20 protein-coding genes are annotated in these 24,099 nt (G+C 39.7%); 8 read left to right on the forward strand and 12 right to left on the reverse strand.

Going from position 1 to position 24,099, the window contains the following annotated elements; all coding sequences use genetic code 11:
- Window positions 1-27 precede the first annotated feature (27 nt).
- From JCM15074_RS00695 to JCM15074_RS00705, 3 genes are all read left to right on the forward strand, one after another.
- Window positions 28-1,530, forward strand: a complete 1,503-nt coding sequence (locus JCM15074_RS00695) for a putative bifunctional diguanylate cyclase/phosphodiesterase (protein ID WP_025819369.1) — start codon at window positions 28-30, stop codon at window positions 1,528-1,530.
- A 1-nt stretch (window position 1,531) separates the two neighbouring features.
- The gene (locus tag JCM15074_RS00700) at window positions 1,532-1,957 is read left to right on the forward strand and encodes an OsmC family protein (protein ID WP_025819370.1); all 426 of its coding nucleotides are present in this window, start codon (window positions 1,532-1,534) and stop codon (window positions 1,955-1,957) included.
- A 361-nt stretch (window positions 1,958-2,318) separates the two neighbouring features.
- The gene (locus JCM15074_RS00705; protein ID WP_025819371.1) at window positions 2,319-3,704 is read left to right on the forward strand and encodes an aminotransferase class V-fold PLP-dependent enzyme; all 1,386 of its coding nucleotides are present in this window, start codon (window positions 2,319-2,321) and stop codon (window positions 3,702-3,704) included.
- Between the two features lie 103 nt (window positions 3,705-3,807).
- Here the strand turns inward: JCM15074_RS00705 and JCM15074_RS00710 are convergent, their stop codons facing one another.
- The 5 genes from JCM15074_RS00710 to JCM15074_RS00730 form a co-directional block, all read right to left on the reverse strand.
- On the reverse strand, window positions 3,808-6,111 hold the full coding sequence (locus tag JCM15074_RS00710) for a putative bifunctional diguanylate cyclase/phosphodiesterase (protein ID WP_234400134.1): 2,304 nt from the start codon (window positions 6,109-6,111) through the stop codon (window positions 3,808-3,810).
- Between the two features lie 12 nt (window positions 6,112-6,123).
- Window positions 6,124-7,029 (reverse strand): transporter substrate-binding domain-containing protein, encoded by a 906-nt coding sequence (locus tag JCM15074_RS00715; protein WP_037468839.1) that lies wholly within the window; start codon window positions 7,027-7,029, stop codon window positions 6,124-6,126.
- A 348-nt stretch (window positions 7,030-7,377) separates the two neighbouring features.
- On the reverse strand, window positions 7,378-8,670 hold the full coding sequence (locus JCM15074_RS00720; protein WP_025819374.1) for a cation:proton antiporter: 1,293 nt from the start codon (window positions 8,668-8,670) through the stop codon (window positions 7,378-7,380).
- 330 nt (window positions 8,671-9,000) lie between these two features.
- The gene (locus JCM15074_RS00725; protein WP_025819375.1) at window positions 9,001-9,474 is read right to left on the reverse strand and encodes a LabA-like NYN domain-containing protein; all 474 of its coding nucleotides are present in this window, start codon (window positions 9,472-9,474) and stop codon (window positions 9,001-9,003) included.
- Between the two features lie 47 nt (window positions 9,475-9,521).
- Window positions 9,522-10,388, reverse strand: a complete 867-nt coding sequence (locus JCM15074_RS00730) for a LysR family transcriptional regulator (RefSeq protein ID WP_025819376.1) — start codon at window positions 10,386-10,388, stop codon at window positions 9,522-9,524.
- Window positions 10,389-10,489: 101 nt separating this feature from the next.
- Between JCM15074_RS00730 and JCM15074_RS00735 the strand changes: the two genes are divergently transcribed.
- Together JCM15074_RS00735 and JCM15074_RS00740 are read left to right on the forward strand one after the other, a co-directional pair.
- The gene (locus JCM15074_RS00735; protein WP_025819377.1) at window positions 10,490-11,557 is read left to right on the forward strand and encodes an HlyD family secretion protein; all 1,068 of its coding nucleotides are present in this window, start codon (window positions 10,490-10,492) and stop codon (window positions 11,555-11,557) included.
- Window positions 11,558-11,565: 8 nt separating this feature from the next.
- Complete coding sequence (locus tag JCM15074_RS00740) at window positions 11,566-12,576, forward strand: DUF2955 domain-containing protein (protein WP_025819378.1); 1,011 nt, start codon at window positions 11,566-11,568, stop codon at window positions 12,574-12,576.
- Window positions 12,577-12,622: 46 nt separating this feature from the next.
- On the opposite strand, the gene JCM15074_RS00745 is transcribed toward JCM15074_RS00740, so the two are convergent.
- The 5 genes from JCM15074_RS00745 to JCM15074_RS00765 form a co-directional block, all read right to left on the reverse strand.
- On the reverse strand, window positions 12,623-13,537 hold the full coding sequence (locus tag JCM15074_RS00745; protein ID WP_025819379.1) for a pseudouridine-5'-phosphate glycosidase: 915 nt from the start codon (window positions 13,535-13,537) through the stop codon (window positions 12,623-12,625).
- Entirely contained in the window at window positions 13,531-14,622 is a 1,092-nt protein-coding gene (locus JCM15074_RS00750; protein ID WP_025819380.1) for a PfkB family carbohydrate kinase, read from the reverse strand. Before JCM15074_RS00750 ends, JCM15074_RS00745 begins: the two co-directional genes overlap by 7 nt.
- A 312-nt stretch (window positions 14,623-14,934) precedes the next feature.
- The gene (locus JCM15074_RS00755) at window positions 14,935-18,063 is read right to left on the reverse strand and encodes a multidrug efflux RND transporter permease subunit (RefSeq protein WP_025819381.1); all 3,129 of its coding nucleotides are present in this window, start codon (window positions 18,061-18,063) and stop codon (window positions 14,935-14,937) included.
- On the reverse strand, window positions 18,063-19,142 hold the full coding sequence (locus JCM15074_RS00760) for an efflux RND transporter periplasmic adaptor subunit (protein ID WP_025819383.1): 1,080 nt from the start codon (window positions 19,140-19,142) through the stop codon (window positions 18,063-18,065). The genes JCM15074_RS00755 and JCM15074_RS00760 overlap by 1 nt, the downstream gene beginning before the upstream one ends.
- A 129-nt stretch (window positions 19,143-19,271) precedes the next feature.
- Window positions 19,272-20,237, reverse strand: coding sequence for a zinc transporter ZntB (locus tag JCM15074_RS00765; RefSeq protein ID WP_025819385.1), 966 nt, complete (start codon window positions 20,235-20,237; stop codon window positions 19,272-19,274).
- A gap of 117 nt (window positions 20,238-20,354) precedes the next feature.
- On the opposite strand from JCM15074_RS00765, the gene JCM15074_RS00770 reads away from it, so the two are divergent.
- Complete coding sequence (locus tag JCM15074_RS00770; protein ID WP_025819387.1) at window positions 20,355-20,729, forward strand: YacL family protein; 375 nt, start codon at window positions 20,355-20,357, stop codon at window positions 20,727-20,729.
- A gap of 272 nt (window positions 20,730-21,001) precedes the next feature.
- Here the strand turns inward: JCM15074_RS00770 and JCM15074_RS00775 are convergent, their stop codons facing one another.
- Complete coding sequence (locus JCM15074_RS00775; protein ID WP_025819389.1) at window positions 21,002-21,385, reverse strand: winged helix-turn-helix transcriptional regulator; 384 nt, start codon at window positions 21,383-21,385, stop codon at window positions 21,002-21,004.
- 85 nt (window positions 21,386-21,470) lie between these two features.
- Here JCM15074_RS00775 and JCM15074_RS00780 point away from each other — a divergent pair, with 85 nt between their 5' ends.
- Window positions 21,471-22,058: an isochorismatase family protein gene (locus JCM15074_RS00780; protein WP_025819391.1), complete on the forward strand. Its 588-nt coding sequence runs from the start codon at window positions 21,471-21,473 to the stop codon at window positions 22,056-22,058.
- 116 nt (window positions 22,059-22,174) lie between these two features.
- Here JCM15074_RS00780 and JCM15074_RS20310 read toward each other — a convergent pair whose 3' ends face one another.
- On the reverse strand, window positions 22,175-22,960 hold the full coding sequence (locus JCM15074_RS20310) for a DUF364 domain-containing protein (RefSeq protein WP_025819392.1): 786 nt from the start codon (window positions 22,958-22,960) through the stop codon (window positions 22,175-22,177).
- A gap of 341 nt (window positions 22,961-23,301) precedes the next feature.
- Between JCM15074_RS20310 and JCM15074_RS00790 the strand changes: the two genes are divergently transcribed.
- Window positions 23,302-23,937, forward strand: a complete 636-nt coding sequence (locus JCM15074_RS00790; RefSeq protein WP_025819393.1) for a hypothetical protein — start codon at window positions 23,302-23,304, stop codon at window positions 23,935-23,937.
- Window positions 23,938-24,099 lie beyond the last annotated feature (162 nt).

Below are 24,099 nucleotides of genomic sequence, written 5' to 3' on the forward strand. Positions count from 1 at the left end.
CTATATATTTTGATCGGATAACCTTAAATGGAAGAATCGGCCATTATTTTAATTCTTATTGTTTTACTCTTCATTGTCATGCTGTTGTTTTATTTTCGCAGCCGTATCGTTTATGGCTTTATCAATAAACTAACCAAGCAGATGCAGTCGCAAAAACAATCAAGAAAACCCCTTAAAGTGGGCTATGTGCCGATTTTTTTTGGCCGTTTTTACCAAACATTAAATGATCTTTTATTATATCTGCCAGTAGAGCAGGGACATGATAAGTTAACGGGTCTACTCAATCGCGAAGGTTTTAGGCATGCGGTGACTCAACATCTTAAGATAGATAGCGGCAGTTTAGTGTTAGTTGATATGTGCCGGTTTAGATTGGTGAATGATCTATTTGGTTTTCATTTTGGCGATCAATTATTACAACAATTTGCCATGCGCTTACAGCAATTAGACTGCAAGCCACAATTACTGACCCGCATGAAGCAAGATGAATTTTTAATGTATTTCCCTAAGGGACTGACACAGTCGCAATTAGTTGAATTACAAATGCAACTCCAACAAGCTTTTTATATTCAATCACAGCCAGTCAGTTTAAAAGTTAAATTAGGATGTGTTGATATTCATCAATTAATTACTGACGTTAGTCTTACCTTTAAACATCTTGATTGTGCTCTTAAAAAAGCGAAATTAAATCGTTCAGCATTAGCTTATTACAATGAAGATGATGAACGTCATCAAATGCGACAATTACAGATTATTAATAAATTAGCTAAGGCATTATCGACTGATGCATTGCATATGGTTTATCAACCGAAGCTTGACGTTATTAGTGGGCGTTGTTTACAAGTAGAAGCATTAATTAGATGGCAGGATAATGAGTTGGGGTTAATATCGCCAGCGGAGTTTATTCCATTGGCGGAATATGCTGGTACGATCGATTTAGTGACATTATGGGCATTAGAGCAAGTATTTAAACAACAGCAACAATGGCAATTGCAAGGAGTTGAAGTACAGACGGCAATTAACTTTTCTAGCCAAGATTTGAATGATATGGCATTAGTTGAGTTATTTGAACAGAAACTCGCACAATATCAACTTCCTGCTAGATTATTTGAAATTGAAATAACCGAAGGACTATTAATCATCAATTTTGAGCAAACAATCGCAGTATTATTAGGATTAAAAGCCTTAGGGGTAAGTCTTGCAATTGATGATTTTGGCACCGGTCATTCGTCATTATCTTATTTAAAAAAACTACCTGTCGATGAAGTCAAAATTGATCGTGAGTTTCTTGAGGATATTGATGTTGACCCTAGATCACAGCATTTATTGTTATCTAGTATTACGCTAGGCAAAGGTTTGGGAATGCGAGTGACGATTGAAGGTGTTGAGAGCCATAAGCTGCTAGAACAAGTCATAGAGATGGGCGTTGATAGCGTTCAAGGTGATGTTTATTCAAAACCACTGCTTGCCTCTGAAATTGTTAGATTATGGCCACAATTATCCTCATCGAGCTCATTAATGAAAGGTAGTTGAGATGGTACAAAAAGTAGTAGAAGTCATGACTCATATGACTGATGGTTGGAAAGTGACGGCGAATGTACGTGGGCATGAACTTGTTATTGATCAGCCCGGTGTTGATGAAGCAGGTGCAAATCCCCTAGAAACATTTTTATTTTCATTAGGCGGCTGTATTTCGTCGATCGCTAGAATGGTTGCACGTGAACAGAAAATAGATCTAAAAAAATGTGACGTTAAAATTCAAGGTATATTAGATACTGCTGGTTTATTAGGGCAGGAAACTGCAGAACCTATCGGTTTTAAGCAAATCAATTTAACGATTTCAGTTGATGTTGATTTATCAGCAGATAAGAAAAAAGCCTTTATTGATTTAGTGTGTCACCGTTGTCCAATTCACGATAATTTAATCAATGTTGCTTTAGTTAATCACTCGCTAAAGTAATTTTTATATTTAAATTTATACTTAAATGACCTATTAAATAAATTTATTTATAGGTCATTATCAACTAAATATTAAAAATATGTGGTTTATTTTATCAATATTTGAAATATATATCCTTTAATGATGAATATATTTAAATTGTTTTAAGTTTGTTCTATATGTTCATTCATAAAAATGCGCTCATCACACCACAATAATAATTAATTGTGCTTGCTGTCACGAATCTAAGGTTTTCTTGATATTAACTCAGTAGATATCGGTATATTTAGGACGCCATAAATGGCGTGAGAATATAGACGTTGATTTGAAGCGATTTAATTAGCGTCAATTCATCTAATAATCATACTATTTGAGATAAATCATGGATAACAATAATAACGTGGTAACAGGCTTGAATCGTCGACGTTTTTTAAAAACATCAACAGGTTTAGCACTTGCGGGTGCTGGCACTGCGATGTTTCCTGGAGTGGCCCTTGCTGATGATCACGAGCATCATCTAGAGTTTCTTCGTGGTAATCATTCTGAAGAACGTTTTTGGCGAAAAGTTCGTAAAGAGTTTGTGCTAAATAAGCGCACGACTTATATGAACGTTGGTACTACGGGATCTATTCCTGAGCATGTGTTACGTAATTATAAGCGTAACAATGAGATGATTTCTAAAAACCCTTGGGGTACACAAACTCCAACAATCGATTTAGCTCAGCAAGTTGCATCTGGTTTTGGTGCATTTGACTATGAACTCGTGCTAACTCGAAATACCACAGATGGTATGTGTTCAATCATTCATGGTTTACAGTTTGAAGCTGGCGATGTGGTATTAACCACTAACCATGAGCACGTAGGTGCGGTTATCCCATTAAAAGGCATTGCAGAGCGTTACAATGTTGAAGTCGTTGAGTTAGCTTTACCAGTGTTTACCGGTGAAGAAGACATTTGCGAAGATGACTTTGTACGTGTTTTTGCTGATGCAGTAGCTGAATATGGTTCACGCGTTCGTTTAATTACTTTCTCTCATATTCCTTATACAACGGGTATTAAATTACCTGCTAAGCGTATATGTCATGAAGTGGCAATTCCAAACCGTATTCCTACCTTAATCGATGGTGCACATACTCCTGGTATGCTTAACCTAGACTTCCATGATATTGATTGTGATTTCTATGCTGGTTCTGGTCATAAATGGCAGTGTGGCCCAGGTTCTACAGGTATTTTATATGTGCGTGATAACGCAAGCCGCTTAGCTGAATTCTGGAATGATCGTCCAAATCCTCTTTGGTTAGTCAACTCATCATCACCATCGAGCGATCTGCAAGCAAGAATGCAGTATGTGGGTCAAGATAACTTCCCTGCTAAGCAAGCACTCGCTGATTGCTGCCAGATGTGGGATATGATTGGTCGTCAGCGTATTGAAGAATACATTCTTGATTTAAGTGAAGAGTGTAAAGAAGAACTGGCTGAACGTTTCCCGTTTGCAAAATTCTATGCTCCTAATATTCGTGAACTTTCAAGTGGTTTGACAACATTTAACCCATTTGATGATCAAACCGATCTTGAGCTATTAACGATTTTCCGTGATCGTCTACGTGAAGAGTATGGTTATATTGTTCGTACTACGTCATTCTATGCAAAACCTGATGACACGGTGAAGAGCCACGCTATTCGTATTTCAACGCACCTATTCCACAATGAAGATGATGTTGAAGGCTTAGTGAAATCAATGAAGCGTTTATATCGTAATATGGTATAAATTGATTTGATACAAAAAAGCCTTAACGAAAGTTAAGGCTTTTTTTATATGCATGACACTCACAAGCTCCGATTAAATCACAGCGTTAATGTGATTGGCATGATTAAGCTTGTTGGCTCAATAACTGAGTAAACTCTGCTGCTGGAACCGGGCGGCTAAATAGATAACCTTGACCAAACTCACAGCCATGTTGGATTAAAAAGTCCATCTGCTGTTGGCATTCAATCCCCTCGGCAACGACCTGCAATTGCAATGATTTCGCCATGGCCAGAATCGCTTTGACAAGAGTTCTATCGGCTTCATTGCTCATCATATTATTGATAAAAGCACGGTCAATTTTCAGTTTTGAAAATGCAAAACGTTGTAAATAACTTAATGCGGAATAACCTGTCCCGAAATCATCGATGGACAGTTCAATCCCGAGCTGTTTTAAATAAGCGAGCATATCGCGTAGGCTATTATCTTGCTCGATTAACAGACTCTCAGTGACTTCCATATCCAATTTATTTGCGGGTAAGCCTGTTGCAGCAAGCACTTCGACAATGCGTAGTTGTAATTGCTCACAATAACGGAACTGTACACTTGAGAAGTTAATCGCAATTTTGATTGGACTAATACTTTGCCAGTGAGCAGCTTGGGTACAGGCTTTATGTAGCACGATATCGCCGAGGCGGTGAATCAGGCCATTTTTTTCTGCAATGGGAATAAACTGATCCGGTGGTACAAAACCCAGTTCACTATCATTCCAGCGTAATAAGGCTTCAGCTGCCACAATTTTGCCTGATTTCAAATCCAAGATAGGTTGATAATAAACTTCAAACTGATCTTGATTGATGGCCTGATGTAAACGCACATTAAGTTCAAGTTTACGCAATACATCATGATTCATGCTGGCATCATAAAAACTAAAGCCATTACGTCCAGCATCTTTAGCGCGATAGAGTGCTGTATCCGCTTTCTTAAGCAATTCCTCTGCACTATGACCATCTTGTGGGTAGATAGACATACCAATACTGGTTGAAACAAAAAACTCTTGCTGCTCAGCTTCAAATGGGGTTTCAAAAATACTCAAGATCGAGTCCGCCAACATTTCGGCAGTACTTTGATTTGGTAACTCAGGGATGATAATTAAAAACTCATCGCCACCAAGTCGAGCCACAGTATCGGTTTTACGTACCGATTTAAGCAATCTTTCCCCAGTTTTTTGCAACAATGTATCACCAGCATGATGACCAAGCGTGTCATTTATTTGTTTAAAGTTATCTAAATCAAGAAACATCACCAGAATTTGAGTGTGATTTAATTGCGATTGCGCAATGGCCTGCCTTAATCGCTCAATACTGTAGGTGCGGTTAGATAATCCGGTGAGTTCATCATGGCTGGCTTGGTAAGCTAATTTTTGTTCCGATGCTTTGCGCTTTTGAATTTCATCATGTAACAACTCATTTTGAGTGGTTAGTTTTAGTTGCTGCTCGGCTGAAACGGCCACTTGGGTTTGCAGAACCAAGTTGGCATTATTAACTCGCATTAAATAGAACAGCCCCAGTAATACAGGCAGTGCTAATAGGGAGATCCCCGCAATAAACCAAGTTGAAGTAAAAATATCTTGTTCAGTCACTGGTTGGAACCAGCTCACCAGTTTAAATGGCGTACCTGAGACTGATTTCTCTAGGTAGATGGCATTGCTTGGTGTTCGTATTGGCTGTCGGCCTGTTAAAGATAAATCGTGAGCCGTGCGTAGTGAATCCCACACCAAAATGTCACTGACCGGAGTGATCAATTTTAAGCAGCTTTTATTTCCTGCATGCTCTTGGGTTGATAGCTGATGAATGAGGACATGATTATTTACCTCGGCAATCAACACCGCTACCGGTTTTTGTTGGAAGTAGATGGTATGCAGTAACTTAATGGTGGGGCCATCATGACCTGCTAGGGTGAGAATTTTAGATTGTTGATGTTCCATCTGTTTCAATGGGATTTTGGTGATATTGAAAGGTTTTGATGGATCTGTATCCGCAATAATGGTTTGCCCCATACCGACAATGGTTAGACGATTGAATATCGGTGCGTCATCAATTTGATTACTGTGTTCAAATTTGGCCAGTTTCTGTTTTAAATTATAGAGGCTTGATCCTAATCCATATTGGATTGACATGCCTGATGCAAGGTTAGAGAAATAAGTATTCACCGCTCTATTTTTGGTGAGATTATTAATATTTTCTTGGCTAACATCAAAAAAGAAACTGAGGTTATCTGTGTAATTTTTTACTTTAAGATCAAGTGCATCATTATGTGATGCTTCTAATTTACTTTGCCCTAGGTTAGTGACCGCAAGAATTAAAATCAGATATCCCGTCAGTAAGATACCTGCAATGATAATGGCAGTTCGACTATTAAACCATTTCATAATATTCATAAGTTAATGTGTAATTGGCGGTTGAGTAAAATAATCTTGGTAGTAATGGAAAATACTTGGATAGTATTTAGTTACGAGTTGATTGAAACTACCATCTTGTTTGATTTTTCTAAGATATTCATTAAATGCTTGGCGCAAATGCGGCGAGTCTTTACGAAAGCCTACCGCCATTTGCTGATCTTCAGAAATCGGACCAATAACCTTAATTTCGTTAGACCATTTTTCTAGTGCGATAAGTGAATCGGCAACGTCTAATAATGTGGTTTGTGCTTCATTATTTAAAATGGCAGGTACCATCTCATTCAGCTGCAATTGTTTGGTTGGTAAGATGATATTAGCGCCAGTCTCATACAGATTATAAAGGTGTGGATCTAAGCAAGACTGACTCATCGCAAGGACATCTAAGCCTCGCATTAAGCGTTTAACTTCAATAATATCTTTGACCATTGAACCGCTAGGATTAATTGGCTTGATTGGTGATTCCGCACGGGCGATTAACCAAACAGCAGAAGGGAAGTAATAATCTGAAAAGTCGACAATCTGACTGCGCCAATCAAAGACTGTGACACCATGTGCCATCACATCACCTTCAATCGGTTGAGCTGCGCCATAAACGACTTGGTTATTTTCAAATAATGCACTTCGGCCAGTTAACTTGCCAAACACTGTACTCCAAGTGGCGGGAACAAATTGATAGCGTACGCCGATATAGCGGGCAAAGTTTTGCATTAACTCAATATCAAGACCGCTATTAATGACCTTATTACCTTCAGAGTATTGCGTCACAAAGTTTGCGTACGGTACGCCTATATGACGTAAAACTCCTTCAGCCTGAATATCTGCTAAATCTCGAGCAAATGCCGGAATCGCGAACAATGTACATAATAAAATCAATATCGATTTTTGCACAGAGTGTAGCCGCTTGATAAAAGCCATTAAGGTAGTCTCAGGTCAAGGTGTCATATAGATACATAGGGTTTGAAGTATACATTTGTCATGCATGCGTACAATGAGATTGGTGTCATAATTTGATAAGTGTAACGGTATTTTAGCAAAAGCGATTAAAAGCTAGACAAAATAGAAGCGTTATGAGCGTCACAAATTCGACTGATGATAACGATAAATATATGCGGTAGATCTAATTATGACATTGAACTTGTCATCATGTCCCCACGCGAGTTTTTACTTGGTTAGCATAATTCACTAAAAAAGGCAGCTATTTGCTGCCTTTTAATATTACTCACATATCAATGTCGATTATTTAGATTGTTGCGCTGTTTCTGCTTCTATTCTTTTCGCTTTCTCAATCATTGGGGTAATGGTTGAGCCTTGGATAAGAATAGAGAACACCACTACTGAGTAGGTCATTACCAGTAATATTTCGCGTACATCAATATTCTTTTCAGGAATAATCATCACACCTGCGGGCACAGATAATGCCATCGCAATGGCTAATGCGCCGCGTAATCCGCCCCAAGTTAGAATTTTGATCGACATTGGGTTGTAACGACGGAAACGGTTAAAGCCAATGTAAGAGACAAATACGCTAGCGTAACGGCCTGCTAATACCAGTGGAATGGCAATTGCCATTAAAATCCAGTCTTCAGCGTGGAAGCTAAAGGTCAGCATCACTAACCCGATAAGCAGGAATAAAATACCATTTAAGAATTCATCGACGAGCTCCCAAAAATGGCTAATGTTCTGCTCACTCTCTTTGCTAAAGCCTTTTTGACGAGTCCAGTTACCAATCATGATACCGACAACCACCATTGCAAGTGGGCCTGATACATGTAATACCTCAGCAAGGGCATAACCTGCAGATGGAATTAATAGTGTGAGTAACTGCTCCATTGATTGATCTTTAGAGGCGCAAATTAAGTAATGGAAAACCACACCTAATATTGCACCATAAACGATGCCACCAATCGCTTCTTGCAAGAATAAGGTGGTCACACTCATGACGGTGGGAGTCTCTGTACCAAAGGCAATGGTAAAAATGGTCACGAAGATAACCAGACCAAAACCATCGTTAAACAGTGATTCACCCTCAATTTGAGTGGAGATGCGTTGTGGTGCGTGTAGCTTTTTAACAATAGCGAGTACAGCAATCGGATCGGTTGGTGAAATAAGCGCACCGAATAATAAGCAATAAATCAGATCCAATTTTAAATGGATAAGGTCACAAATAAAGTAGAAAGCAAAACCGATAAAGAAGGTTGAAAATAGGGTCGCAAATAATGCTAATACAGTAATTTCCCACTTCTGATCTTTCATATGTGGCAGCTTGATGCCTAAACCACCTGCAAATAACAAGAACCCTAATATGCCTTGCAGTAAGAAGCTCTGGAAGTCGATCTCGTTGATGACTTTAATGGTTTCAGCTTCAAATGCGAGTAAACCATTATGACCAGCAATAGCCACAACCAGTGAAACAATTAACGCACCAGCAGTAATTGCGATAGTAGTTTGCATCTTGATGAATTTGCTATTGATAAAACCGATAAAAACAGCAGCAGCGGCAAGAAAACAAATAATATTGTAGACTGACATGCGTCAACCTCATGTTAAGTGGATAGGTGATTTATCCCTATTATTCTGAATTATGGTTTCAGAATAATCGGGACAGATAGATACCTAAACTATTTGAAGTTGCTACTTTTAGAAGCACTTAAGTCAGTTTAATGTTAAGTGCATTTATGCAGGAATGACATTCCTTTATAAATAGGTGCAATTTCAAGTGATTTGGGTATAACAGTTCAAACTGTATCTTTTATAGAATAGTTCACAGTTTGGCTGATGATGTGAACTATATCACTTTCGTTATTAACTTGAGGTTGTTAGGTGCTTAGTTAAATAAAATTTAATCCAACTTGGCGATATTCAGAGCAATTGTTCTGGGTCAATCGCAATATAGTGCTGGCATGATTTTATTAAAGATTGTGCGGTTAAGCTGGGGACACCATAAACGACGGTGTCAGTATTATCATGCTGGTGGATATGGCTCAGTAATCGATCAAAGTCACCGTCACCAGATAATAAGATAACTTTATCTAAATGAGGACTTTGACTCATAATGTCGACAGTAATACCGACATCCCAATCGCCCTTGGCACTGCCATCGCTACGCTGAATAAAAGGCTTTAATTTTACTTCAAATCCCATATGGCGCAGCGCATCTTGAAATTTTATCTGACCATTGTCTTGGCTAGCAATAGCATAGGCATAAGCCACTTCCACATCATATTGATAAGTTAATTGCTGCATCAATTTACGATAATTAAATTGTCGACCATAGGCTTGTCTGCAGGTGTAGTAAATATTTTGTACATCGACAAATACGCCAACTTTTTGCATAAGTGTTCTCTTTTGCTGTACTTAAGTGGCCACTATAACATAAGCGATCAACTTAATTGGCTAAAGTATTGTCTTAATAGTTTGATAAATAATCGAGTTTTTTCACTTAGATAGGGTAATGATGGATAAACCAAGTACAAATTAATATGACTCAAGTTGAGTGTTGGCAAGATAACTTGCAGTTGTTGCTGCTCAATAAACTCTTGTACCACTAACCGAGGTAATAGGCTTATTCCTTGGTGAGCAATGGTCAGCTTTTTTAATAGCAAGATGTCATCGCTATAGAGATGAAAATTGATCTGCTCTGGTAATACGGTTTTGGCGTAACGGTTGACTAATAAACGATGATTTAACAGTTCGTTGATATTATTAGGTTCGCCATATTGTTGTAAGTATTGTGGTGACGCGACAATACAATAATTAACTTTGAGCAGTTGTTGTTGTACATAATCATCAAAAGGATTGGCTTGATAATCGGGTAAAATTTGTAGGTCGATATTATTGCGGCGCAGGTCGATAGGTCCTTGATGATGGACAATATCTAATACCACATCAGGATAATGCATTACATATTCAGCCACCACATCAGAAAATAGCGGCGCCGTACCAAACGCGGGTTGAATGGCGATGCTGAGTTTTCCTTGAGGCAATCCTTGTTGCTGTTTTAAATTGGTTGCAGCCTCATTTGCGGTGGTGAGCGACTGATTAATTTGTTGATATAACCATTGGCCTTTTTCGGTTAATTCGATGGTGCGGGTGGTTCGGATTAATAATGCCTGACCTAAGCTTGCTTCAAGTTCTTGGATACGGCGACTGACTTTTGAACGCGGCATATTACATGCTTTAGCCGCAGCGCTGATACCTTGATGGCGAACGACCATGGTAAATAGATAAAGGTCATTAAGGTTATTCATATTATTGTCCTATAAATAGGTCATATATGGCCTATATTAGTCTCTACTTTTATAAGTATTCGCAAAATATAATACGGCTCCACTTATTTCAGGAGCCATATATGCAAGCCGCTCAAGCCAAGTTTAGCCGTTGGATGCAATTTCTTATTGTCCTATTTATAGTTGTCGCAGTCTACCTTGGTTTTGCAGACAGGTTAGCGCCATTGACTACAGAAAGTCAGGTACAAGGAAAAGTGGTTCAAATTGCACCGCAAGTGTCAGGGCTTATTACTGCGGTTCATATCAAAAATAATCAAACCGTAAACGCGGGAGAGTTACTTTTTACTATTGATGACAGTCAATACAAATTAGCCCTGCAGCAGGCTCGGATTGGCTTATTACAAGCTAAAGCACAAGAATCATCATTGGCCGCACAAGTGGCAGCAGCGCAGGCGAATGTGACTCAAGCGAGCGTTGCTAAAGATAATAGTCAGCGTGAATATTCGCGTTTATTTAAACTGTCTAAAACGGGCAGTGTATCGCAATCTCAGCTTGATCTTACGCAAACCAAATATCAAGAAAGTCAGGCTAATTTATTAGCGGCTCAGCAAAAATTGCAATCATTAAAATTGACGCTGGGCCAAGGTCATGGTCAGAGTAATGGTGTTAAACAAGCTGAAAATAAATTGCAGCAAGCGAAATTAAACCTTTCTTATACCCATGTGGCTGCACCTGTTAATGGGGTGGTGACGAATGTGCAGTTATATCAGGGCAGTTTTGCCCATGCACAGCAACCACTGCTGACCTTTATTCCATTAGATTCAATGTGGATTGCCGCCGATTATCGTGAAAAAGCAACCAGCTTAATGCATCAAGGTATGCAAGCTGGTATTAGCTTTGATGCGCTGCCTGGTCAGGTATTTAAGGCGACGGTAGCGAGCCGTGATTACGGCGTTGCCTCTGCGCAGCAAACGGCTAATGGCCAATTAAGCCAAGTGGTGGTCAGCAATCGGTGGGTACGAGATGCACAGCGGGTTAGGGTGAATTTAACCTTAGATAAGCCGATGCCAAAGCAGCTGTTTATTGGTTCTAAAGCGACCGTGGTGATCTACAACGAACAACAACCGTTAATGGCCTTTTTTGGCAAGATAACTATTCATCTGATTAGTTGGTTGCACTTTATTTACTAAGGATTGCAATGAAGCTATTTAGAATTTGGTTTGCGACTTCGCTTGGTTTAGCAATCAGTATGTTGATGGGTTGGAGCAATGGCATGTTTTGCATATTGCTACCCGTGTTGATTCTATCTTCTATCGATCGTTGGCAGTGGGGTCCCTTTAAACAGATGCTTAAAGGTGTTGTTGCGATCGGTATTGAAGTCAGTTTGATAATCGGTTTTTTACAAACTAGTCCTGTGTTGATGTTCATCGCCGTGCTGATGTTGATGAGTTATAAATGCTATGCAATGCAGTTTCCAAGCAGTGCTTTATTTGGTTATTCAGGCATATTAATTGGCTCTATTTTGCTTAATTTTGGCAGTTATAATAGTTTCGATTTGAGCAATTTTATTATCGGTATTGTGATTGCTGCTTGTTTAGCCGTGCCTCTTTGTGCGCTTGCGTTTTGGCTTTTCCCTGAAGCCAATACCGTAGCGGTGCCTGCTGCGCAGAGTGTTGCTTCAGTCAAACAATCAGCAGATTTTACGCAAGTGGCTTTGGGTACCTTAACCGTGATGATTATCTTTGTGTTGTTTCAGTGTTTGAACCTAAATGATTCATTATCAGCACAAGCCAGTATGCTGATTGTATTGTCGCCAATGTCATTAGTGGGTTCAAAAACCATGGCAAAAATACGGATTAAAGGCACCTTAATAGGATGTGGTTGTGCATTAGTGATCCAGCTTGGGCTTTATACGCTCGCGAATAATCCAATACTCTATTTTTTAGCCTTCGTTATCGCTTTAGGTTTTTTAAGTCGAATTTTTATGGCGGGTGGTTTAAATACAGCCTTAGGATTTTCGGCAATGTCAGGTTTAGTCGTACCTTTGGTTAACTCATTTCAACCTGAACAGCATGATGCTTTATTCGCCATTTTGTATCGAATTAGCTCGATTGTAGTTGCGGTGATATTTACTGCAGTATTGATCTGGTTATTAGATGCGGTGATTTTGAGGTGTCTAAAACTGAAGCAAATGAAAAGAGCGGTCTAAGCCGCTCTTTATTCTTGGGGTGTATTCGCTAAATTAGCAAGCTAAATTACTTAGCGTAGTTGACTGCGATTTGTGCTGCTAACTTAGCGTTATTGAATACTAATTCAATATTTGACGTTAAGCTGCTACCGGCCGTTTTTTCAGCAACTTTAGCTAGTAGGAATGGGGTAGATTCCTTACCAAAGATGCCTTTTTGTTCCATTTCAGCCACAGCCGCGTTAATCACTTCAGTGATCTCAATGCTGTTCATTGCATACTGCTCTGGAATTGGGTTTGCGATAACCATGCCGCCTTTTAGACCCATATCCCATTTAGCTTTCATTGCCGTTGCAATCTGCTCAGGAGTATCAAGCTGATAATCAACACCAAACTCACTTTCACGAGTGTAGAATGCCGGTAGGGTCGCAGTTTGGTAACCCACAACAGGTACACCTTGAGTCTCTAAGTACTCTAGAGTTAAACCGATATCTAGAATTGACTTAGCGCCAGCACAGATAACCGCTACGTTAGTGTTTGCCAGTTCTTGTAAGTCTGCAGAGATGTCAAAAGTTTGCTGTGCGCCACGGTGAACACCACCAATACCGCCTGTTGCAAATACCTTAATACCCGCCATATCAGCAAGGATCATGGTTGATGCAACCGTGGTTGCACCATCAGCTTGTTTAGCCACAATAAATGGAATATCACGGCGACTAGTTTTAATGACTTCTAGCCCTTTTTTGCCTAAATATTCGATCTCTTCATGAGTCATACCCACTTTTAGGCGACCATTTAAGATAGCGATAGTTGCAGGTACTGCGCCGTTATCACGAATGATCTGCTCTACTTTTAGTGCAGTTTCAACGTTCTGAGGAAAAGGCATACCGTGAGAAATAATGGTCGACTCTAGGGCAACAACTGGCTTGCCTGCTTCAAGTGCGGCTTTAACTTCAGGGTTGATATCAAGATACTGCTCTAACATACAGACTCCTTAAGGATACGGTTAACTGATATTTCAGACATATTTGGATTTATAGTGGCAACATGGTTAAGGGCGATTGCCGCAGCTGCTATAGCAAATTGAGTCGCTTGTTCAATTGACCATTGCTTAAGGTAGCTGTGCGCAAGACCGGCTAAAAAGGCATCGCCTGCGCCATTTGCATTTAGAATTTCAACTTTTACTGGTGCCATTAAACCTTGGTGACCATGGTCACTAAAGAACACCCCTTCAGCGCCCAAGCTTAAGAAGATTCGGTTTACACCTTGCTCATGGAACCACGCTGCAAGACGTGGTAAATCATCATGATTGTGGTAGCTAATACCTGATAATTCTTGGGCTTCTTTAATGTTGGGTTTGAGGGTATGAATAGCACTTAAATAGGGTAAGATTTTTTTCGCTTTAGCACTGGAAACCGTATCGACAAACAGTGGCTTGTCAGCATAATTGCTAAACAGATACTGCAACGCATCATCACTTAAATTGGCGTCGACAATAATTAAATTGGCGCGTTGTAAGATGGCATGTTGTTGCAGTAATACTTCAGGTGTCAGTCTTTCTAAAATTGCCATATCGGCAATGGCAACATGCATATCGTTGTCACCATCAAGTACTGATAGATAAGTTGAAGTATTAGCATCGCTGAGCTGCAAGGTGGCTTGCATATCGATATTAGCTTGACGACACTGGCGTAAGATATCTTGGCCATAAGTGTCTTTACCAATGGCAGAAATCAGCCGAGTGTCAGAACCTAAACGTGCTAAGTTCTCGGCAATATTACGACCAACGCCGCCTGCCGAGCAGGAAACTGTGCCAGGGTTAGAATCGCCTTGAAGAAAATTATTATTAGGACGACCTAGAATATCCATATTGGCACCGCCAACGACGACGGCATAGTCACTGTCTGCGAGGATATAGCCCTTGCCTTGAATAATGCCTTTGTTGGTCATATTCATAATATGACCAGCAACTGCTGAGCGACTAATGCCTACGATGTCAGCCAGACTTTGCTGACTGATTAATGGATCTTGTTTGAGTAGAGCCAGAATTTGCTGTTCACGATCTGTCATTTTCAGACCTTTATTATTAATTAATGGTAAAAAGTCGTTTAAACAAAAGTTTGGTTGTCAAACATTTGTTTGCAAGATAATACGCTAAAGTAATCAGCACAAGTGAAATGTAAGTGTGTTTTGTTAATTGTGATAACTGTCTCTTGATTGTTTTAATTTTGAGAAAACACTTATTTTGAATTGAGTATATTGCTGGATTGTTTGCTGCTTTGTTGTCTCTATAGGGTAGACGTTAAGTTGTGAAACAAAAATGCCACCCAGTATGAAACAAGGTGGCATTTTGATGAAAATGGTGATGGGTTGTTAGGTTAGCTATTCATGCTGAGGTTTTAATCCTGCATTGCCATTTTCCGCTTGTTGCTGCATAGCGGCGGTTAACTGTGCTTCCACAAATCCCGGCGAATGGGTATGCACTGACAGCAAGCGGTACATGGCTGGAATGACAAATAGTGTCACTAAAGTCGCAAAGGCCATACCAAAGAACACCACTGTACCGACAGCAATACGACTTTCAGCGCCTGCTCCGGTAGAGATGATTAATGGAATAGCACCAATCAAGGTTGTGAATGCGGTCATCAGAATAGGTCGCAAACGACGCGCCGAAGCATCAATAATCGCTTGTTCAAATTCAATACCACGGTCACGTAATTGGTTAGCAAATTCAACAATCAAAATACCATTTTTGGTCACCATACCAATTAACATAATCATGCCAATTTGTGAGTATAAGTTGAGTCCTTGTGAGGTTAATAATAAACCTAAGAAGCCACCAAACACACCCATAGGTACGGTAAACATCACCACCATAGGATTAATAAAGCTCTCAAACTGAGCCGCTAATACTAAGTAAGCAACCAACAGTGCTAATCCAAATACCAACAAAATACTGCTTTGGTTTTCTTTGAAATCTTTTGATTCACCACTGTAGTTAATGGAAATATCACTCGGTAAACGTTCAATCGCTTGGGCATCTAAATAATCTAGCGCCTCACCTAAGGTATAGCCGGGCATTAAGCTGGCTTTTAAGGTGATCGACTTCTGTTTATTTTGGTGGCTCAACTTTTGTGCCGACGCAATTTCATCAATACGGGTAATGGTATCAAGGGTGACTAATTGGCCGGTTTTAGTACGTAAATAGATCTGGCTTAAATCAGCCATATTATTAAAGCTATTTTCGTCACCTCGTAGGTAAACATCGTATTCTTCACCCCGATCAACAAAGGTGGTTTCTGTGCGGCCGCCTAGCATGACTTCTAGGGTTGATGAGACTTCGGCAACACTAATACCCAGTTCAGCGGCGCGTTGTTTGTCGACACTAACTTGTAGCTCAGGTGTGGTTTCAGCGTAGTCTAAATCAACACCTGTTATCATCGGATTTTGTTCCGCTAATAATTTAAGCTCTGTCGCCCATTTAAATAGCTCTTGATAATCCGCGCCCCCCAGTACAAATTGCACAGGTTCACTTGAACCGCCTCTAAAGCCCGGTAGCATTGGGTAAACTTTAACATCTGGAATATTTTGTAACTTAGATGAGATCATTGCTAATGCTTCTTTAGCGCTAACATCTCTGTCTTCCCAGTTTTCAAGTAGCATAATCACAAAGCCCGTTTGATCGCCCGCGCGGCCACCAAAAGCAGGTGCTTGAGTGCTAAATGACTTTAATACGCCTTGGCCAAGCAATGGCATTAGCCGAGACTCAACAATGTCCATGTTGGCATTCATGCGGTTATAACTGGTGCCTTCTGCGCCTTTAATAAAGGCAAAGATGACGCCACGATCTTCTTGCGGTGCTAATTGCGATGGCACTATCTTGGCTAAGCCCCAAGAGCCCGCAATACAAGCAATAATGATCAGCGGTGCTGCATATTTAAAGCGTAATGCGACTGTTACCCAGCGGCGATAGCCATTTTCTAAACGGTTAAAGCCACGATCAACTGCAATGTTAAAGCGGCTATGTTTAACGTTAGCTTTTAACAATTTGCTGCTCATAACAGGGGTGAGGGTAAGGGCGATGAGTGAGGAGAAAATCACCGCCATTGCCAGCATCACTGAGAATTCGGTAAACAGTTTGCCGACCATGCCTTCCATAAAAGAGATTGGTAGGAATACCATCACTAATACTAATGTTGTGGCGATAACCGCAAAGCCCACTTCTCGGGTGCCTTGATATGCCGCTACTAATGGATGGCTGCCTTTTTCAATGTGATGATAAATATTCTCAACCACCACAATGGCATCATCCACCACCAAACCAATCGATAAAACGAGTGCCATTAGGGTCAGTAGATTAATCGAAAATCCCATCGCATAAGCAGCAATAAATGCAGCAACTAATGATACGGGCACGGTAACTGCTGGAATAAGCGTTGCTCGTGCTTGACCGATAAAGATATACAGCACGAGAACCACTAATGCGCCAGTCACAAACAGGGTGCTGTAAACTTCATCAATTGATCTGTCGATAAATACGGTGGAGTCATAACTGACCACTAATTCTGTGCCTTTCGGTAAGAATTTTTGGATCTGTTCTACTTCTTTATGGACAGCTTTAGCGACCGCTAATGGGTTAGCATCTGATTGAGCAATAATGCCTAAGCTTAAGTTAACCTCACCATCACGTTTAAAGCTGGAGTTTTCGTTTTCTGCACCAATTTCAATATGTGCTACATCTTTGAGGTAGATAGGGCTGCCATCTGCGGCGGTACGAATTTGCAGATATGCAAAATCATCAGCACTTTGGTACAAACGTTTAGTTCGTACTGACATGACTGTGGTGTCATTGCGAATAGTACCCGCTGGTGTTTCTAAGTTTTCAGCGCGCAAAGCATTACGAATATCACTCGTGGTAACACCGCGACCTGCCATTAATTCAGGGTTAAGTTCAACGTACATGACCTTGTTGAGACCACCAGAAATACTGATGGAACTTACGCCTGAGATTAAACCAAAGCGGTCTTCTAATACACGTTTGCTGTAGTCGGTTAACTGAGTTCGATCCATTACCGACGAAATTAAGTTAACGTAAACAGAAGGCTCGCCCGAGCCATTATCTTTTGACACGATAGGGTTATCAGCTTCATCTGGGAGACGGTGCTGCGCTTTTGCCACTGCATCACGTACATCACTAACCCCTTCAGTCAGATCCCAATCCATATCGAAGGTGATCGAGATACGTGACATACCATTACGAGTAATCGAGGTCATCTCATCAATACCACTGATGCCTGAAAGCTGGTCTTCAATGGTTTGGGTGATTTGGCTTTCCATAATGGTGGCGGATGCGCCGTCATAACGGGTCATAACTGTCACAACTGGTTTTTCAACATCAGGCATTTCACGTACTGCCATTTTGCTGAATGACACAACGCCAAATACACACAGCAACAGGCTTAATACAATGGCGACAATCGGTCGTTTTACCGATACATCAGATAACCACATTAATGGATCTCCTCAGCATTGGCGATATGAGCAGTTTTGCTTAAATCGTTAACTTTAACGCCGTCGCGCATATTGACTAGCCCTTGTACCACAATGCTGTCACCAATATTCAGTCCTTGATTAACGATGACTCGATCATCAATTCGGGTGCCAAGTTCAATTTCAGTGCGGGTCACTTTTTGTTTATTGATCACATAAACAAAACGTTTAGAACCTGAATACTCCAATGCTTGAACTGGAATGACGGGTGCGGTCACTGGCGGGAAAGTTAATTTGGCTGCCATTAACATCCCTGGTTTTAACTGTAATTTAGGGTTATCAAACGCGACGCGAATACGTAGATTGAGCGTTTCCGGATTAATGCGCGGATCGATGCCAATAATATGGCCATTAAAGGTGGTATTTAACCAAGCTTGGCTGGTGGCGGTGACCGTCATGCCTGTTTGTAAATAGGCAAGATAACGTTCAGGAACTTGAAGATCCATTTCCATCTTATTAAGGTCATCTAGGTGCAGCAGTTGGTCGCTATTATTGACCATTTTGCCGACACTAAAGTCGATAAAACCTAGCGTGCCACTAAAAGGGGCTCGTAAATGGTGATAGTTAAGATCGGCATTAGCAGCTTGTAGACGTGCTTTAGCAATATCGACTTTAGCGATTTGCGCATCTAATTCACTTTGGGTAATCGCATTTTGTTTAATTAGCTTATGTAGATCGGTCAGTTTGCGTTGCTCATCACTTAGATAAGCGTTAGCCTCAGCCACTATTGCTTTTGCTTTATTATCATCTAGCGTCAGCAGTAATTGGCCCGTTTTAACATGTTGGTTAGCACTCACTGCAATATGAGTCACCATGCCACTGACCTGTGGACTGACTTCAACAGATTCTTTGGCTTTTAATTTACCCACTAAGGCTACTGATTGGGCAATTTGATGTTGCTCAACCACTTCGCTCATTACCGGAATAAGCTTATCTGGGTTGCCTTTACCTGCTCCAGGTCTTGCATGGCTTACATTTGCGACACATAACGCGCTCAGTAATAGGGTATATAAAATCTTTTTTCTGCTGACAGTTATCATCGCTTATCTACAATAGTGGTGAATAACCGCTATTCTAGATAAGCAAACATTAACTGAAAGTAAATCAATGTAAATATTAACAAGTTATATGTTAAAAGTGTGAGCTGTAACTCGTTTTCACTGCCTTGTTTATAACCATTTGCGCCGATAAAACAGTACCAGTTGTAAAAGGGCGAGTAGGATCAGTAAGCCACAAAACACAATAAAGGCTGATGGATAATTAGATCCTGGGATGCCAGCAAGGTTGACGCCAAATAAGCCTGTTAGAAATCCTAATGGTAAGAAAATAGTGGTGATTAAGGCTAAAAAATAAAGCCGTTGGTTGAGAGATTCAGATTGTAGGCTCATCAACTCTTCTTGGGTCACATGGGCGCGTTCGCGAATGGAATCTAAATCCTCAAGTACGCGGATCAGTTTATCATTCACTTCATGCAATTTTTGTCTATCAGAAATGGATAATAGTGGGCTGCTGTCTGTGACTAATTTGGAAAATGCTTCGCGCTGCGGTAATAAATAACGACGTAGTGAAACCGTTTGGCGGCGTAAGACTGCAATATCATTACGCAGTTTTGCATCGGTATTAAACTCAACCGCATCTTCAAGTTGCGCCAGTTTATCATCTAAGGTTTCGATGATATCGCTTTTATGAGCGGTGAGGTGATCGCAAAGGCTGACCACAAAGCTACCAATTGAATCCGGCCCAAAACCTTGTTCAATATGATCTGCAATGGTATCAAGCGAGGCAAAAGTTCGATTGGCCGTGGTGATAATGCGATTTTTTTCAATATAGCAGCGAACGGACACCATATCTTCAGGCTTATCTTCAGGGTTTAGGTTAATCCCTCGCAGTGCCATAAATAGGCCATCTTTAGTTTGATTAACTCTCGGTCTTACATCTTTTGCTAATAGGGCACTTTTTTCAATATCTGCTAAGTCACTATTTAAAATCCATTGCTTGGCTTCGTCATTAGTGTAATTAAGATGGATCCAGATTAAGCCATCTGTTTTTTTCCATTTAGAAAGCTGATCTTCTGACAGAGATGAACAGGCTTGTTGACCATTAAGTAAATATTCATAAATAAAGCACTGACTCATGGACCATCCTTAATTGATTCTGCTGTATATAACAGCGGTTAACTCAAGTTAATACGCAAGTTGTTTCAGCTTGAGTTAAAATTGAAACAACGAAGGTAAAAATAAACGAGTTTGACTATGGAATACGAATTTCGCCGTAATACGCTAACGGGCACATTATTGGCTAATTTTAGCATGGATCATGAAGTATTAGGGCGCTGGTTTGCGGAAGAGTTAGGGGATAACGATACATTTTTTCAAGAACTTATTGATGCTATAGCTAAGATCAGTAAGGGTCAAATGAACCAATGGCGACATATCGGCAGTGATCTTTCTATTGAATTAGATAATGAACAAGTGAGAGTGTTTGCCAATGTGCTTGGCATGGATGAAGAACATGAGTTTGATGAACAGATGGATTATTACGATGCCGAGTCAGAATCATTTTGCGGATTAGAAGATTTTGAGCAGGCATTAATGAGTTGGCATGAATTTGTGAATGAGTCGAAATAAACAACAATATTTCGATTTATTATCCACAGAGGCAGTTGTTTGAAAACTTATTAACTAATCCTTTTAGATATGTTTTACTGTTTTTATTCAGTAAGTTATAGATATCTTAATTACAGGTTTACTGATATAAAGGTCATTCACGTGATGAATGACCTTTATAATTTTTTATCCACAAATTTTGTGTACAAGATGTTTATATCTGTTGATAACTTCTGATTGAGCTTGTAATTTCAACGATGTAGTGTGTTGCTTAAAGCTAAAGTATTAGCGTGTTATTGAATGGAATCATAATGTTTCCGGCATTCTTCAATTGATTTTATATGTGTTTGTTGCCATAGGTGAATAGATCTGTATATGTGACCGATACTTAATCCTAATTCTGTCAGAGAATATTCGACATGAGGTGGGACTTCTGGATAAACCTTTCTTTCGATTAAACCATCCCGCTCTAATTCCTTTAATTTCTGTGTCAACATTTTCTGAGATACATTTGGGATCATGGATTTTAATTGATTAAAGCGAATAAATTTATGCTGCATTAAGGCATACATAATCATACTTTTCCATTTGCCACCAATAATCTGTAAGCCATCGTGCACCATGCAACTGGTATTATCACATTCTTGATCTACTTTATTTAAATTACTTTTTTTCATAGTTACCAGAAAGTGCCTACTTGTAAGTTTTTATTGTGCATATAAATTATACGAGAGAGCTAATTATTTCAATTTGGAGACGGGAATGAAAAATGTATTTAGTGGAAAAAATGCTGCTATGTTATTAATCGATCATCAAGTCGGTACAATGGGATGGGTACGTTCGGCTGAATTAAGTTTGATAGAGGTGAATACTCTCGTTTTAGCAAAAGCAGCTAAGGCTATAGATATGCCTTTGATTCTAACATCTAGCCAAGAAGATCAAGCGCAAGGTCTATTATTTGACGATTTGCAAAAGGCTGTACCTGAAGAGTATGCCAATCGAATTCAAAGAGCAGGAATCGTTGATTGTATGATGGATGACGAGTTTGCAACTGCTGTTGGAAGTACTGGACGGAAAAAATTGCTTATGGCGGGAATTACAACTGATGTATGCGTTGTTTATCCAGCACTGACGGCGATAGAAAACGGTTATGATGTACAAGTGATTGTAGATGCTTGTGGATCGCCTTCAGCTATTGCGGATCAAATCGCACTGCAGCGAATGGCGAAAGCAGGTGTGACGTTAACGACAACCAATCAACTTATTGCCGAGCTGGCGCAAGACTGGAGTAGCGAAGATGGGGAGAAGTTAGTGGGGATCCTTTACCAAGATATTATTTCTAAAATGTAGTTAGAGAATGAGCTTTTAGATTTTATGTTTCTGTCATCCATGTTAGATACTATGAATGACAGAAACTAATTATAGGATGGTTAACAGTTACTAATTTACTATTGTAAGCTGCAATTTCAACGATGTAGCGCATATCTTAATGCTGATTTTTGCCATTTCTCACCTTGTTGCCAGCGGCTAATAAACAGTTCACTGTCTAAAATCACTCGTCCACCAAATGCAGTAATCCCCAGTTCAAATAATGCGCTAGGTAATAAGCCGACACTTGGGCCAATTAATACCACTTCATCAGCTTGTTTGGTGTATTCAAGTAGTGATTCGAGGGTATGGTTAATAATCGTCGTTCCACTGAGCAAAATTTTATTACATTGACGTAGTGCGCTAGGATCAAGCGTCACCGTTAAGTTGCCTTGTTGGCCGACCAACTCTGGTTTTAACTCAATGACGGTCGTTTTGATCTGTTGTTGGTTAAGGGTTTCAATTAACGGTGGGAAGTAACCGACCATGCCCACATGATCACCCGCTTGCAGATCCATTAACTCAAAGGTATCAATTGCTTTGGGTAAACTGATTTGTTGCTGCTTCATGATAAATTGGCTAATGGCATTCAACGCCGCCATACCCAATACCCGCTGCCAATCTTGCTCACCTAAATATAATGCGGCGACTTCAAGCAGTGTATGCTGGCACCAATCTGTGCTGTGTTGCGGCAATTGTAGCTGAGTAAAGGCATCACCCAACTTGGTATACGTTAAACCAAAGGTACCATCCTCAAGTAATATGCCGCCAAACTTAGCATTTTTATTGGCGCTATCATTAGCATCTGCAATGTAAACTTGGCGAATGGCAGGTAAGGTGTAGGTTTGGGCAGCAGTTAAAATATGCTGATATAAATTGGGCATCAGAATAACCTAAATAATTCATAAAACTGAGTGCAGCTTAGGCACTATAACGTTTAGTTTCTGCGAGCAAAGTAACATATTTTATATCGTAATAGAGAGTGTTCGTAACATTATGAAGTGCTATGTATTTGGATACTACACTATGTCGTCTACTTAGCTATATTTGATGAGTCGCATTTAGGTATATTCAAGTTTCCATTTTACTAAAGGGTTGAGGTTTGTAAACGCAGTTTATTGTTGCTAGATTTCTCTAAGACTTAAATAAATAGCGATTTAATTTCCTTCTAGTTAATACTGATTTCAGAGTTGGTGAGAATGACTATGCAGGTAGGAATAAGAAAATGAAAGACATAGTGGATGACTGTAGAGAATCATGGAAATACAGACTAGCTATAGAACTAATGCTTGCTGGAATTTCATCTTTGAAGCGTGAATATTCTGATTTGTTTCTCATAAGAATGAAAGCACATGAAAAGCTATCTTCACAAGAGTGTTTATCATTTTTAATATCAAAAATTGATTCATTGCAAGGATGGATGGAGTATATAACAGATATATATGAAAGAGATCTTAATGATTCATGGGGGGGGGATGGTAAACCAGGACAACGGGAAAATATAGAAGTCGCATGTTCAAAACTTATTGCAGCATTAAGGGCGTTATATGATTGGGAGCTATCTATCGCAATGCTAGTTCCGGATGTTTCATGGGTGCCTGTTTTTACCAAGTTACAATTATCGTCATTAAGTTTAATTGAAGATACCGAGGCATTTTTTTACGAGTTTGAGAAATTACTTGATAACCCCAATATCGTAGGAAAACATACACTCATATTTGAATTTAACTTTCCTTATAAGTTAAAAGGGATTGAAAATGATGTAAAAAAAGCACAAAAGTTATCTATTACTGAGTCAAAGATGAGTCGTGCATGGGATGATATTTGGATTGAGTTACTTAAAAAGTTTATTGTGGGTTGACAACCCTTGGGGAAATAATCGAAGGGATATAGTTTCGGGGTGTTTGTTCTTACCACTGGTATTAATAGGGTGTGGTAATTTCATCAAATTATGCATGAAATTATTAAGTTTGAACGCTAGCAATCATGATAAGTGAGAACATTATTATGCTATGTTGATGGC

This window comes from Shewanella marina JCM 15074 (genome assembly GCF_000614975.1).
In the GTDB taxonomy this organism is placed as follows: domain Bacteria; phylum Pseudomonadota; class Gammaproteobacteria; order Enterobacterales; family Shewanellaceae; genus Shewanella; species Shewanella marina.